14 protein-coding genes are annotated in these 13434 nt (G+C 69.6%); 6 read left to right on the top strand and 8 right to left on the bottom strand.

Going from position 1 to position 13434, the window contains the following annotated elements; translation table 11 throughout:
* Positions 1-13 precede the first annotated feature (13 nt).
* The 7 genes from ACSQ2F_RS20055 to recG form a co-directional block, all read right to left on the bottom strand.
* Positions 14-856 carry a PA4780 family RIO1-like protein kinase gene (locus ACSQ2F_RS20055; RefSeq protein ID WP_436026010.1) on the bottom strand — a complete coding sequence of 281 codons (843 nt, stop codon included), beginning with the start codon at positions 854-856 and terminating at the stop codon, positions 14-16.
* A 98-nt stretch (positions 857-954) separates the two neighbouring features.
* On the bottom strand, positions 955-1428 hold the full coding sequence (locus tag ACSQ2F_RS20050; RefSeq protein WP_436026009.1) for a GNAT family N-acetyltransferase: 474 nt from the start codon (positions 1426-1428) through the stop codon (positions 955-957).
* Positions 1425-2069, bottom strand: a complete 645-nt coding sequence (locus ACSQ2F_RS20045; protein WP_436026008.1) for a glutathione S-transferase family protein — start codon at positions 2067-2069, stop codon at positions 1425-1427. The genes ACSQ2F_RS20050 and ACSQ2F_RS20045 overlap by 4 nt, the downstream gene beginning before the upstream one ends.
* Positions 2070-2227: 158 nt before the next feature.
* Positions 2228-2845, bottom strand: a complete 618-nt coding sequence (locus ACSQ2F_RS20040) for a DJ-1/PfpI family protein (RefSeq protein ID WP_436026007.1) — start codon at positions 2843-2845, stop codon at positions 2228-2230.
* A 10-nt stretch (positions 2846-2855) separates the two neighbouring features.
* Positions 2856-3353: a Dps family protein gene (locus ACSQ2F_RS20035; protein WP_436026878.1), complete on the bottom strand. Its 498-nt coding sequence runs from the start codon at positions 3351-3353 to the stop codon at positions 2856-2858.
* 149 nt (positions 3354-3502) lie between these two features.
* On the bottom strand, positions 3503-4423 hold the full coding sequence (locus tag ACSQ2F_RS20030; protein ID WP_436026006.1) for a LysR substrate-binding domain-containing protein: 921 nt from the start codon (positions 4421-4423) through the stop codon (positions 3503-3505).
* A gap of 33 nt (positions 4424-4456) precedes the next feature.
* Entirely contained in the window at positions 4457-6514 is a 2058-nt protein-coding gene (recG, locus tag ACSQ2F_RS20025) for an ATP-dependent DNA helicase RecG (protein WP_436026005.1), read from the bottom strand.
* A gap of 98 nt (positions 6515-6612) precedes the next feature.
* On the opposite strand from recG, the gene ACSQ2F_RS20020 reads away from it, so the two are divergent.
* The 6 genes from ACSQ2F_RS20020 to ACSQ2F_RS19995 all read left to right on the top strand — a co-directional run bounded on the left by ACSQ2F_RS20020 (position 6613) and on the right by ACSQ2F_RS19995 (position 12394).
* A complete protein-coding gene (locus tag ACSQ2F_RS20020; RefSeq protein ID WP_436026004.1) occupies positions 6613-7113 on the top strand; it encodes a hypothetical protein in 501 nt (166 codons plus the stop codon).
* Between the two features lie 10 nt (positions 7114-7123).
* Entirely contained in the window at positions 7124-8191 is a 1068-nt protein-coding gene (gene queA / locus ACSQ2F_RS20015; RefSeq protein ID WP_436026003.1) for a tRNA preQ1(34) S-adenosylmethionine ribosyltransferase-isomerase QueA, read from the top strand.
* Positions 8188-9366 (top strand): PQQ-dependent sugar dehydrogenase, encoded by a 1179-nt coding sequence (locus ACSQ2F_RS20010; RefSeq protein WP_436026002.1) that lies wholly within the window; start codon positions 8188-8190, stop codon positions 9364-9366. Before queA ends, ACSQ2F_RS20010 begins: the two co-directional genes overlap by 4 nt.
* Before the next feature lie 118 nt (positions 9367-9484).
* Positions 9485-10612, top strand: a complete 1128-nt coding sequence (gene tgt, locus ACSQ2F_RS20005) for a tRNA guanosine(34) transglycosylase Tgt (RefSeq protein ID WP_436026001.1) — start codon at positions 9485-9487, stop codon at positions 10610-10612.
* Between the two features lie 259 nt (positions 10613-10871).
* Positions 10872-11552: an FxDxF family PEP-CTERM protein gene (locus ACSQ2F_RS20000; protein WP_436026000.1), complete on the top strand. Its 681-nt coding sequence runs from the start codon at positions 10872-10874 to the stop codon at positions 11550-11552.
* A gap of 152 nt (positions 11553-11704) precedes the next feature.
* Positions 11705-12394, top strand: coding sequence for a PEP-CTERM sorting domain-containing protein (locus tag ACSQ2F_RS19995; RefSeq protein ID WP_436025999.1), 690 nt, complete (start codon positions 11705-11707; stop codon positions 12392-12394).
* 110 nt (positions 12395-12504) lie between these two features.
* Here ACSQ2F_RS19995 and ACSQ2F_RS19990 read toward each other — a convergent pair whose 3' ends face one another.
* A complete protein-coding gene (locus ACSQ2F_RS19990; RefSeq protein WP_436025998.1) occupies positions 12505-13419 on the bottom strand; it encodes an alpha/beta fold hydrolase in 915 nt (304 codons plus the stop codon).
* Between the last annotated feature and the right edge of the window lie 15 nt (positions 13420-13434).

The following is a 13434-nucleotide window of genomic DNA, read 5'->3' as shown; positions in this document are numbered from 1 at the left end:
CTTGTCGTGTTTCTCAGTGACCCATGCGCAATCGGCGGGACGCCTCGTCGGCCAGGGTGTCGTCGATCTCCCGCACGACGCTCGCCAGGTCCACCGGTTTGTCGGCGCGCTGGAAGCGGCCGGTGAGCGGCGCATCGACTGACAGCGCGCCGCGCTCGTAGAGCGACCAGATCTCGCCGCTGTAGTCAGTGTCCAGCAGGTCGGGAGCGAACTGCCCGAAGAAGTTCTTCAGGTTGGTCACGTCGCGGGTCAGCATCGCCTGCGCGTGGTTGTTGCCGGCCGCGTCCACCGCCTGCGGCAGGTCGATGATCACCGGGCCCTCCGCGCCCATCAGGATGTTGTACTCCGAGAGGTCGCCGTGCACCACGCCGGCCGCCAGCATGCGCACCACCTGCTGGATCAGGAAAGCGTGGTGGCGACGGGCGTCCTCGGCTTCGAAGCTCACGTCGTTGAGCCGCGGTGCGGCGTCCCCATGGGCATCGGTCACCAGTTCCATGAGCAGCACGCCCTCGTGGAAACCGATGGGCTCGGGCACCCGGACGCCGGCCGCGGCCAGCCGGTACAGCGCGTCCACCTCGGCGCTCTGCCACGCGGCCTCCTGCGACTCCCGCCCGAAGCGCGTGCCCTTGGCCATCGCCCGCGCCTGTCGGCTGTTCTTCGTCTTGCGGTTCTCGGTGTAGTCGACGGCCTGCCGGAAGCTGCGCTGGTTGGCCTCCTTGTAGACCTTGGCGCAGCGCGTGTGCTCGCCGCTGCGCACCACGAACACCATCGCTTCCTTGCCGCTCATCAACTGGCGCACCACGCTGTCGATGAGCCCGTCTTCGAGCAGCGGCAGCAGCCGCGGAGGGATTTTCATGGGCGGATGGTACGCGCCTGCAGGCAGACCGCGCACCGTCCCCGCAGCGCGGGCGCCCGCGAGCCTTTGCCGGCCCGCCATCGTTGCGACAAACGCCGTCAGCCATGCGCCACGGCGTGGCGGACATAGTGGTTGTCGAACGCGCTTTCTGCGGTCAACGAGAAGCCATGCCGGCGGTAGAACGCGTTGGCCTCGCTGCCCTTGAGCGCAGTCACCCGCACCGCCAGTCCCTCGCGGTCGGCGGCCGACAGGATGCGGGTGAGGACCGCCGTGCCAATGCCTCTTCCCTGGTGGCTCGGAAGGAGGTACAGATGGTCCAGGACCAGTCCTTCGGGCGCACGCCTGACGACATGGAAGCCCACGCGCCGGCCTTCCCACACGATGACCTCGGTGCAGGACGGCGAGAAGTTCGCCAGCAGTCGGTCCCGGGCGCGCTGCGGGTCGAACCGGCCGATGCGCTCCAGGCTCTCTCGCATCGCCACCACACGCAATGCGGCAAGGGCGTCCGCATCGGCAAACCCGGCCGGGGCAAAGCTCAGGGCGTGGGGCGCCGTTGCCCGGAGAGGAGTCAAGCCGGCACCGGCGGCAGTTCCGGGGCACTGAGCCCGGCGAAGGGGTCCGCCCAGCCTGGGAGCGCCATGAGGCGCCCGTACCAGGCCTGCAACGCCGGGTGCTCGCCCAAGGGCAGTCGGGCGATGTCGTTGAAGGGCAGGAAGGTCGCCATGCGGAAGTCGGCATAGCTGAGTCCGCTCGCCAGCAGCCAGTGCTGTTGGCGGAGATGGGCATCCAGGATCGCAGCGCTCGCCTGGAACGTGGCAAGGCCGTCGGCAAGAGCGGCCTCGTCGAGGGGGCCCAGGCCGTAGCGCGGCTTGGTTCCACGCTCGAAATGCACGATGTCGCAGGCGCGCATGAAGTGGTCGCGTGACCAGCTGATCCAGCGAATCATGTCGGGTTCGTCGTCGCCTTGTCGCCAGAAGTCCGACCCTTGCATGCGGGAGAGGCGGCAGGCGATGGCGTCCGCTTCCCACAATGAACGCCCCGCTTCGCCCAGGATGGGCAGGCGCAGCGAGGGGTTCAGGTGCCGGTACTTCTCGGCCTCGCCCGGGGCCAGGGGCTCGGCGAACTGGAAGTCCACCGGTGCGTCCAGGTGACGGGCCACCGCCACGGCCAACCGAGGATTGGGGTTGCGCGAGAAATAGAGGGTGCAAGCCATGTCGTCTGCCGAGGCGCATGCCGCGGACTGCGGCGGGCACCGCCAGTATTGGCACGCACGGCGTTGCCGTCAACGCAACGCAAAGCAACGCGTCGGTCCGGCCGTCCTGTGCCTCGCGGCCACCGGGGCTGCGCGACGCGCTGACAGGTGGCCTGCCCTCAGCCCGTGAAGGGCCGCACCACCGCCAAGAGGCGATCGGTCCAGGCCTTCTCCTCGCCCACCGGGGCGGCGTGCTGCAAGGCTTGCGTGGTGAGGTCGACGCCGACCGCTCGCCACATCAGCCAGGTCGCCAGGTAGTGCGCCGCGAGTGCGCCACCGGCGGTGGCCACCGGGCCGCGGGCCTGGAACGGCAGGTCGTCGATCACCCGCACGCCGGCCTGCACCATCCACGGCTTGCTGGTGGCGTCCGTGCTGGCCGGCATGTCGGCCAGCAGGCCCAGCCGGGCGAGCATCAGCGTGCCCGAGCACTGGCCGCCGATCAACTGGCGCACGGGATCGAGCGCCAGCCGGTCGATCACCGCGGAGTTCTCGGCGATGGCGCGGGCGTAGAGCCCGCCCGGAAATACCACCGCGTCCGCCTCGTTCGCGAACTCCAGCGGCTGGGCGACGTCGACGGTGACGCCGCTCATGGAACTGACCCGTGCCGTCGGCGCCGCAAGCTCGGCCTTCCAGCCGGACGCATTCAGCCGGTTGAGCAGGCCGAAGGTGATGAAGGTGTCGAGTTCGCTGAAGCCATCGAACACGACCAGGGCCACCCGCCGCGTTTCCGCCGTCACGGTCAGGCCCTCATTCCTCGAGCAGGCTGCGCAGCATCCAGGCAGCCTGTTCGTGCACCGCGATGCGCTGGGTCAGCAGGTCGGCCGTCGGTTCGTCGCCCGCCTTGTCGGCGAGCGGGAACACGCTGCGGGCCGTGCGGGCCACCGCCTCGTGGCCGGTCACCAGCAGGCGCACCATCTCGAGCGCCTTCGGCGGCATCGCCGGCGCGTCAGGCACCGAGGCCAATGCACCGAACTGGGCATAGGAGCCCGGGGCCTTGTGGCCGAGGGACCGGATGCGCTCGGCGATCGGGTCCACCGCGTTCCAGAGCTCGGTGTACTGGGTCATGAACATCGCATGCAGCGTGTTGAACATCGGCCCGGTGACGTTCCAGTGAAAGTTGTGGGTCGTCAGGTAGAGCGTGTAGGTGTCGGCGAGCAGGCGGCTCAGCGCCGCGGCAATCGCCGCCCGATCCTTGTCACCGATGCCGATCTGGATGGCCATCGCGCTCGTGTCGGCGCTCGGCATCGGGGTGGATTCAGCGGTGATCTTGGATTTCTTGGCCATGGAGACTCCGGGGAGAAAGGGTTCCGGAACAGTCTAACGACTCCACCCGTGGTTGATAAGTCCGCAGGGGCGTGCCCTTGATCTCCGGCAGACTTCCCCCCGGCTGGCCCTCAGGACAGCCGTTGCACCCCGGGCAGCTCGCAGGCGTAGATGGCGTTGCGCAGTGCGGCGATGGCCTCGTAGCGGGTGAACGTGCGCCGCCAGGCAAGCACCACCCGGCGGGTGGGCACCGGGGCGCTGAAGGGGACGTAGCGAACGTGCGCCTGGGTCTCCTTGGGCACGCTCAGCTGCGGCACCACGGTCACCCCCATGCCGGAGGCCACCATGTACTTGATGGTCTCGAGCGACGACCCTTCGAAGCTCTTGCGGATGCCCTCGGCATCGCTCGAGAAGCGGGCATATTCGGGGCAGACCTCCAGCACGTGGTCGCGGAAGCAGTGGCCGGTGCCGAGCAGCAGCATGGTTTCCTGCTTGAGCTCCTCGGCGCTGATCTGCTTGCGTTTGGCGAGCGCATGCGTCTTGGGCACGGCCACCATGAACGGCTCGTCGTAGAGCGGCGCCACGGCGAGTCCGGTGTCCGGGAAGGGCTCCGCCATGATGGCGCAGTCGAGTTCGCCGGTGCGCAGCATGTCGAGCAGCCGGGCCGTGAAGTTCTCCTGCAGCATCAGCGGCATCTGCGGCACGCGCTCGATGGCGTTGCGCACCAGGTCAGGCAGCAGGTAGGGGCCGATCGTGTAGATGACGCCCAGGCGCAGCGGACCGGAGACCGGGTCCTTGCCACGCTTGGCGGTTTCCTTGATGCCGGCGGCCCCTTCGATCACGGTCTGGGCCTGACGCACGATCTCCTCGCCCAGCGGGGTGACGGTGATCTCGTTCGCGCCGCGCTCGAACAGCTTGACCTCGAGCTCGTCCTCGAGCTTCTTGATCGCCACGCTGAGCGTCGGCTGGGACACGAAGCAGGCTTCGGCAGCCCGGCCGAAGTGCTTCTCCCGGGCGACGGCGACGATGTAGCGCAGTTCTGTGAGCGTCATGGACGGAGATTATCCGACCGCGGCCCGTCGGCGTCAGGCCTTGAGGTAGTCGGAGCGGGCGCCGAGCCAACGCGCCACGTGCTGCTCGGCGGCCTCGGGGTGGCGGTCCAGCATCGCCTCGGCCGCGCCACGCGCCAGCTGAACCAGCGGCTCGTCGAGCGCCATGTCGGCGAAGCGCAGCAGCGGCGCGCCCGACTGCCGGGCGCCCATGAACTCGCCGGGGCCCCGGATCTCGAGATCGCGGCGAGCGATCTCGAAGCCGTCCTGCGTTTCCACCATCGCCCGCAGGCGTGACTTGCCGGTGTCCGACAGGGGTGGGCTGTAGAGCAGCACGCAGACACTCGCCACCGACCCTCGCCCCACCCGGCCGCGCAACTGGTGAAGCTGGCTGAGGCCGAAGCGTTCGGCATGCTCGATCACCATCAGCGAGGCGTTGGGCACGTCCACGCCCACCTCGATGACCGTCGTGCTGACCAGCACGTGGGTACGGCCTGCGGTGAACTCCGCCATCACGGCGGCCTTTTCCGCCGCCGGCATGCGGCCGTGAAGCAGTGCCACCTGCTGGTTGGGGAGCGCCGCGACGAGCTGCTGGTGCGTCTCGGTGGCGTTCTGCAGGTCGAGCGACTCCGATTCCTCGATCAGCGGGCACACCCAGTACACCTGGCGGCCGCGCTCGGCTTCGGTGGCGATGGTGTGGATCACGTCGTGGCGCCGCGCGTCGCTGAACACCTTGGTCACGATCGGCGTGCGGCCCGGGGGGAGCTCGTCGATGGTGCTGACGTCCAGGTCCGCGAAGAGCGTCATCGCGAGCGTGCGCGGAATGGGCGTGGCCGACATCATCAGCAGGTGCGGCTCCAGCCCCTCGGCCTCGTCCACCAGCTTCTCGCGCAAAGCCAAGCGCTGCGCCACACCGAAGCGGTGCTGTTCGTCGATGATGGCCAGGCCCAGGCGCTTGAAGGCCACGTCCTGCTGGATGACCGCGTGCGTGCCCACCACCAGCGCGGCCTCGCCGGAGGCCACGGCCTCCAGCATCTCGCGGCGCCCGCGGCCCTTGCGGCTGCCGGTCAGCCAGGCGATGCGGATGCCGAGCGGTTCCAGCCAGCCGATCAACTTGCGAAAGTGCTGCTCGGCGAGGATCTCGGTGGGCGCCATCAGGGCGCACTGCCAGCCTTCGTTCATCGCGACCGCCGCCGCCATGGCGGCCACCACCGTCTTGCCCGAGCCGACGTCGCCCTGCAGCAGCCGGTGCATCGGCACCTCCCGCTGCAGGTCGAGCGCGATCTCCTCGACCACCCGGCGCTGAGCGCTGGTGAGCGAGAACGGCAGCGCGCCCAGCAGGCGCTCCTGCAGGCCGCCGGCACGCACCGCGAAACGCGGCGCGCGCTGGTGCTCGCGTTCGCGCTTGGCCTGCAGCTGCGAGAGCTGCTGCGCCAGCAACTCCTCGAACTTGAGGCGCTGCCATGCGGGATGGCTGTGGTCTTCCAGCTCGGCGAGGCTCACGTCGGGCGCCGGTTCATGAAGGAAGCGCAAGGCCTCGCGCAGACCCCACATGCCACGCGGCACCAAGGCCTGCGGAATGATCTCGGACAGGTCGGCGCGGCGAAGCCCGGCAGCCACCGCCTTGCGCAGGTAGGCCTGCGGCAGCGCCGCGGTCGTCGGGTACACCGGCGTCAGCGCGGTGGCGAGCGGCGTGGCTTCGCCCACCGCCCGAAACGACGGGTGGACCATCTCGATGCCGAAGAAGCCCCCACGCGCCTCGCCGCGCACCCGCACCCGCTGGCCGGCCGCCAGCGTCTTCTGGTGGCTGGGATAGAAATGGATGAAGCGCATGACGAGCGTGCCGGTGCCGTCGTCGAGCCGGGCGACCAGCTGCCGCCGCGGCCGGAACTGGATCTCGCACTGCGTGACCTCGCCCTCGACCTGGGCGGTGTCGCCGTCGCGCAGGGCGCTCACCGGCGTGATGCGTGTCTCGTCCTCGTAGCGCAACGGCAGGTGCAGCGCGAGGTCGATGTCGCGGCGCAGGTTGAGCTTGTCCAGGGCCTTCTGCGGGCCGGACTTCTCCTTCTTCTGCGGGGGTGTGACCTCGGTCATGGGGGCGATTCTGCCCGTGACGGCGCTGATAGCATGGCGGCGCCCGCCGTCGTATCGCGCGCGGCCCGATCCACCGCCCGAGCCTCACTGGAATCTCCATGCCCCGACTTCCCTTTGCCGGCCTCGTGCCGCCTGCCGCCCTGGCCCTTGCCGCGCTGCTGGGCGGCTGCGCGCAAAGCCCCGCCCTGCCCTCGTCGCAGTCCACCACCGACAACTTCCAGAAGGCCCGGGCCGCCGGCATCCGTCCCGTGGCCGTGGGCGACTTCAGCGCCAGGGCCGACGACCGCGCCGTCGAGGCCCGCTACTTGCGCGACACCCTCGTCACCGAACTGCAGGGTGCCGGCGTCTTCGATGCCGCCTCCGGCGCGGTGGTGCAGGGGCAGCTGGTGGACGCCAGTTTCCAGCGACAGGCCGGCAGCGTCGCGGCGCGCTTCACGGTGACGGTGGCTGGCGGCCGCGTGGTGTATGACCGCGAACTCCGGGCCAACGCCACCTGGGATGCCGGCGCAGACGCCGCGCGCGAGCGCAGCGCCGTGTACAGCAAGCTGGTCGGCCTGCTCTTCACCGACCCTGGATTCCGCAACGCCGTCCCCCGCTGAAACGCCTTCCATGTCCCGTTCGTACTCGCTGAGCGACTTCGATTTCGACCTGCCGCCCGAGCTGATCGCCCAGCATCCCGCTGCCGAGCGCAGCGCCTCCCGGCTGCTTGACGGCACAGCCTCGCCGCCGGCCGACCGCATCTTCCGCGACCTGCCCTCGTTGCTCCAGCCGGGCGACCTGCTGGTGTTCAACGACACCCGGGTGATCAAGGCGCGCCTGCTCGGCGCCAAGACCACCGGGGGCGCGGTCGAGGCGCTGGTGGAACGGGTGCTGCCCGGCCATGAGGTGCTGATGCACCTGAGGGCCAGCAAGTCGCCCAAGGCCGGCGGCCGGGTGCGCTTCACGAGCGGCGATGGCACCAGCCACTTTGAGGCCGAGGTGCTGGGCCGTGCCGGCCCGGAGGACTCGCTCTTTCACCTGCGCTTTCCTTCCGAGCCGTTCGCGCTGCTGGAGCGCCACGGCCACGTGCCCCTGCCGCCCTACATCTCGCATGCGGACAGCGCGGAGGATGAACGCCGCTACCAGACGGTGTTTGCCGCGCGCCCCGGCGCGGCGGCTGCCCCCACCGCCGCCCTGCACTTCGACGAACCCTTGCTCGCCGCGCTGGCCGAGCGCGGTGTGCAGCGGGCCGCGGTCACCTTGCACGTGGGCGCCGGCACCTTCCAGCCGGTGCGCACCGAGAACATCGCCGAGCACCGCATGCACAGCGAGTGGTTCGAGGTGCCGCAGTCCACGGTCGACGCCATCGCTGCCACCCGTGCGGCCGGCGGGCGCATCGTGTCGGTCGGCACCACCACCTTGCGCGCACTGGAGTCGGCCGCCGTCTCCGGCACGCTGGAAGCCGGCAGCCGCGACACGGCGATCTTCATCACGCCGGGCTTTCGCTTCCAGGTGGTGGACCTGCTCGTCACCAACTTCCACCTGCCCAAGAGCACCCTGCTCATGCTGGTGAGTGCACTTGCCGAGCATGCCCACGTGATGGCCCTGTACCGCCATGCCATTGCGGAGCGCTACCGCTTCTTCAGCTATGGCGACGCCATGCTGCTGGCGCGCATTCCGCTCGAAGCCGCTGCATGAAGCGCCTGTTCGCCTGTGCGTTGGGTCTTTGCTGGATGGGCGTCGTGCAGGCCGCGCCCTATGCGCCTGACGGCACTTGCGGCGGTTTTCCGAGGCTGAAGATCGCCGCGCCCACCGGCCAGTGCGTGGCGCTGGTGGCCGACGCCACCCGGGGCCTCCGCTTCCCGCGCCGCATCGTCGAGGTGTCGGCCAACCGCTACTGGCTCATCGACATGGGCAGCTGGGAGCCGCGGCAGGGTCGCCTGCTCGAGATGACGCTCAACGAGGCGGCCAAGGACCCGGCCGAGCGCGTGCGCATCACCACGCTTGCCAACCGGCTCGACCGGCCGCTCGGCCTCGTCATCGGCCCGGACGGCAAGGCGTATGTCGGCGAAGCGGGACGCATCTGGCGCACCGCCACCACCGGTCCCGTCGTGCAGGAGGTGGTGGTGGACCAGCTGCCGGCCGACGGCGCTCACCCGCTGAAGGAAATCGCCTTCGGGCCGAAGGGCCAGCTCTTCATCAATGTCGGCTCGCACTCGGACGCGTGCCGGGATGCCTCCGGCCAGGTGCCGGCCCGCTGCCCCGAAGCCGAAGGCCCCCGGCCGCGCGGCGCCGTCTATGAGGCCGTCCTCGGGCGGGACGGGCAGGTGGCCCTTCGTCCCTATGCCACCGGCCTGCGCAATGCCGTGGCGCTCGCCTTCGTGGGCGACACCCTGCTGCAGGGCGAGAACTCCATCGACTATCCGGACGCGAACGAACCGCCCGAAGAGCTCAACCTGCTGCGCGAAGGCGGCCACTACGGATGGCCGCATTGCGTGGGCGCCCGCAAGCCGGCGCGTGCCTTGCGCGAGCCCGTGGACTGCCGCGCGACCGACGCCCCCGCTCAGGTGTGGCCGGCGCACGCAGCGCCGCTGCATTTCCTGGCGGTGCCAACCAGCAGTCCCAGCCCCTGGGCCGGCCAGTTGCTCGTCGCCTGGCACGGCCATCGCGCCACGGGGCAGCGCGTGATGAGCTTGAATCTCGACGCTCGCGGACGACCCGTTGGCCGACCGATGGAGGTGTTAGGGGGTTGGGACGCGGTGGCGGGCGTGCGGCCCAAGGGCGCACCGACCGGCCTGGCCGTCGACCGCGCCGGGCGGCTCTGGATGGTGGAAGACCGCAACAAGACCGTGCTGATGGTGCGAGCCGAGTGAGGCCGGCCGCAGCGGGTGCGAGCCTGGGTCGGCACTGAACGTGAATTCCGCCGATGGCCGCCCCGGATCCCGCCCACTGATCCCCGGCGGGCGCGGCCTTCGCTGCGACAATCGCGGAATGCTCCAGTTCGAACTGCTCCACACCGACGGCCTCGCCCGTCGCGGCCGCCTGACCCTGAACCACGGTGTCGTCGAGACACCTGTCTTCATGCCGGTCGGCACCTATGGCACCGTCAAGGGCGTGCTGCCCTCCTCGCTCGAGGCGATGGGCGCCCAGATCATCCTCGGCAACACCTTCCACCTGTGGTTGCGCCCGGGCGTCGACATCCTCAACCAGTTCGGCGGCCTGCACCGTTTCGAAAACTGGAAGCGGCCCATCCTGACCGACAGCGGCGGCTTCCAGGTCTGGAGCCTTGGCGAGATGCGCAAGATCAGCGAGGAGGGCGTGCGCTTCGCCTCGCCCGTCAACGGCGACAAGCTCTTCCTGACGCCCGAGATCAGCATGCAGATCCAGCGCGCGCTCAACAGCGACATCGTCATGCAGTTCGACGAGTGCACGCCGTACGAGACCAAGGGCCACCTCACCACCGAGCGCGAGGCGCGCTCGTCGATGGAGCTCAGCCTGCGTTGGGCGCGCCGGTGCCTCGCCGAGTTCAACCGCAACGAGAACCCGAACGCCTTGTTCGGCATCGTGCAGGGCGGGATGTTCGAGAACCTGCGCGAGGAGTCGCTGGCCTCGCTGGTCGAACTCGACCTGCCGGGCTATGCCATCGGCGGCGTGAGTGTGGGTGAGCCCAAGGCCGAGATGCAGCGCATCATGGCCCACACGCCGCATCGGCTGCCGGCGCACAAGCCGCGCTACCTCATGGGCGTGGGCACACCGGAAGACCTCGTCGAGGGCGTCGCGGCCGGCGTCGACATGTTCGACTGCGTCATGCCGACGCGCAATGCGCGCAACGCGCACCTCTTCACCCGCTTCGGCGACGTGCGGCTGCGCAACAGCCGGTTCCGCACCGACGAAGGCCCGATCGACCCGACGTGCAGCTGCCACACCTGCCAGAACTTCAGCCGCGCCTACCTGCACCACTTGGAGCGCTGCGGCGAGATGCTCGCCCCCATGCTGGCCAGCATCCACAACCTGCACTACTACGTGAACCTGATGCGCGAGATGCGTGAAGCGCTGGAGGCCGGCACCTTCCCCGCGTTCGTCGCGCAGTTCAAGGCGGACCGCGCCCGAGGCGCCTAGCGTCCGGTTCATCCCGAGCCAAATGGGCGTTGTGGTTGATGGGCTCCCGGCGGTGGGATGGGCTGTCCGTGGGGGACGCAGCCCCGAGCGTCACTCGACGAACTGAGTCGCGACGTGCGCTGGCAAGCCCGCAGCCTGGTCAGGCACCCAAGGGCGTGACCCCTTTGCGGGGTCCAGCGGCTGGTGCCTAGGGGAGTAAGGCTCGGTTCGGATGAGCACCCGTTCAAGGGGTGGTCGCGATGCCGGAACGGGCCTTCAATTGCTGGGCCGTTCGGGCCGCAGCCCGACCGCGTTCTCCAAGGAGAAGCCCATGTGCCGAAATGCCTTGATGACGGCGGCCTTGCTGGCCGCAGCGCAAGTGGTGTCTGCTGCCACGTGTGCAACGAGCCCCCTGTCGCTTGGCACCTTGGGGCATTCGCCATGGCCCGGGACTGGCGCCGACTTCGGCGCATGGTGCACCGCCTCGGCGCCTGCGGACCCGCCGACCGGCGATGAATGGACGTTCTCGCAGACGTTTCACTTCACGCTGGCCGGGCCGGCAACGCTTCTCATCGCTGACCTCGACCTCAACTTCACCCGTGACAGCGTGGCCAACGGTGGCCAAGCCCTTTACATGATCGGCATTGGTTCGATCTGGCTGATCCGTGACGGGGTCGTGGTCGACACTGGCGGGGAGCTTCCGGGCTTGTACGAGCGGGCGTTTCTCACCGCCCAGGATCTCGACGCAGGCGCTTATTCCCTGGTGGTCCTGGGGCGTGTCTTCAACACACCGACGCGCAGCGGCTGGTACGACGGCACCTTGAATGTCAGCTACGTGGATCCATCGGTGGCCGCACCCGTACCCGAGCCGGCGACCTGGGCCGCGCTGCTGACGGCGGTTCCGATCGTCGGGGCCATGACCGGGCAAGGGCGACGTCGGCGCGTCGCGCCGAAGCCCTGATGGGCCGAGAGCCCCGATGGCGACGGGCCTCTGCGGCGATGACGCGCAGCGGCAACTGCCTGCGACGCATAGCGGATGTGCACCTGATCGAGGGGTTGTCGATGCTTGACACGCGGGCTCCAATGCGCCTTCTGCCAAGTTCGGAGCACTCGATGATCCAGCCCAAAATCCTCTGCGCCGGCGCCCTGCTCGCCTGTGCCAACCTCGCGTTCGGCGCGGCCACCTGCATGACCAGCGGCCGCAACCTCGGTACCCTGCAGCCCGACGCGCCCGGGAGCACGGCCGGCGTCACCTTCGGCGGTGCATGCACGGCGTTCGGCAATCCCGACCCGAACGATCCGTCCGCTTGGTCGTTCACCAACTACTTCAAGTTCTCCCTGGCCAGCGCGGCCAGCGCCGTCTTCGGCGGGATCGACCTCAATTTCACGCGCACCGGCGAGCTGTTCCCCAACAGCCCCACGCGCGGTGATCCGTTTTTCATGATCACCACCGACTTCATTGCCTTCGATCGCAACGGCGAGCGCACCTACGTGGGCATGGAAGGTCCGGGCCACAACGAGTTCGCGCGCATCAACGGCTTCAACCTCGAGGCCGGCGACTACACCATGGTCATCCAGGGGCGCGTGTTCGACACCCCCACCAACAGCGGTTGGTACAACGGCTCGCTGCACGTGACCTATGCGGACGCATCGACCGCCGCCCTGACGAGTCTCTCCGCGGTCGCCGCGCCGGTGCCGGAGCCGGAATCCCTCGCCCTGTTGCTGATGGGCTTCCCGGCGGTGGCCTGGGCCGCGCGCCGCAGCAAGTCGACGAAGGCAGCGTCGCTCGCCACGGCGGGCTGAAGGGTCGCGGGCCGGCAGCCCGCGGGCCGCGGGAGCCGACGCGGCAAGCGGTCGCCTCCGGCGGGTCGGCCCCGCGAAGGCAGTTCGCGGGCCGTGGTACCGCGAGGCACTCAGGCCGTGGCCACGCCTTCGGTCGCGGTGGGCCGTTCGCCGGCACGCGCAGCCAGCCGCGACTGGTACGCGAGGTAGTCGTCCACGCAGCGCTGCGGTGCCTCGACCATGGGCAGGTGGCCCACCTCGGGCAGCACGATGCTCTCCATGAGCGGCAGCAGGCCCTGCAGCACGCCCACGGTTTCGACCGAGATCACGCGGTCCTCGCGACCCCATACGACGCAGGCCGGCACGGGCAGGCCGCGCACCCGCTCCTCCACGGAGTCGGCCGCGCATTGCGCGAAGATGCGGCGCTCGACCGCCAGGTTGGCCATGCGCTGTTCGGCCAGCACCCGCATCACCGCGCGCGGCACGCGCGGCGGTCGGTGCATCACGAAGGCGAAGAGCCGTTCGAATTCCTCGACTGAACTGGCGAGCAGCAGGTTCTCGCCCGTGGCGGCCGCGTGCCGGTGCATTTCCCCTTTCGGCGCCGACCACACGCCCGCCGTGTCGATCAGCCACAGGCTGCGTACGTCGTCGGGGTACAGCGAGGCGTAGGTCATCGCGATGTGGCCACCCATGGAACTGCCGCCCAGGTCGAGGCGACCGAGCCCGAGCGTTGCAGCGAAGGCCCGCAGCCGTCGGGCCTGCGCCGGGGGGCTGTAGTCGCCCTCCAGGGGACGGTCGGATTCTCCGAAGCCGAAGTGGTCGGGCACGATCACGCGCCACCGACGGGTGAGTGCCGCCGCCACGCCGTTGAAGTTGTCCTTGTTGGCGCCGAAGCCGTGAAGCAGCAGCAAGGGCGGGCCGTTCCCGCCCTCAAGGTAGACGTAGGTCTCGCCGCTGGGCAGCGTGCAGCGGCGCCGCGTCAGGCCGGCCCGCCGACGGGCGCGGCGAACGAAGAGACCCATCAGGGCCTTGTGGATGAATGTCATTTGCTTGTAGTGGCG

This window comes from Rhizobacter sp. LjRoot28, assembly GCF_964253025.1.
Lineage (GTDB): Bacteria > Pseudomonadota > Gammaproteobacteria > Burkholderiales > Burkholderiaceae_C > Rhizobacter.
Note: the sequence above shows the minus strand (reverse complement) of the source record. Positions and strands in the feature narration are given on the sequence as shown.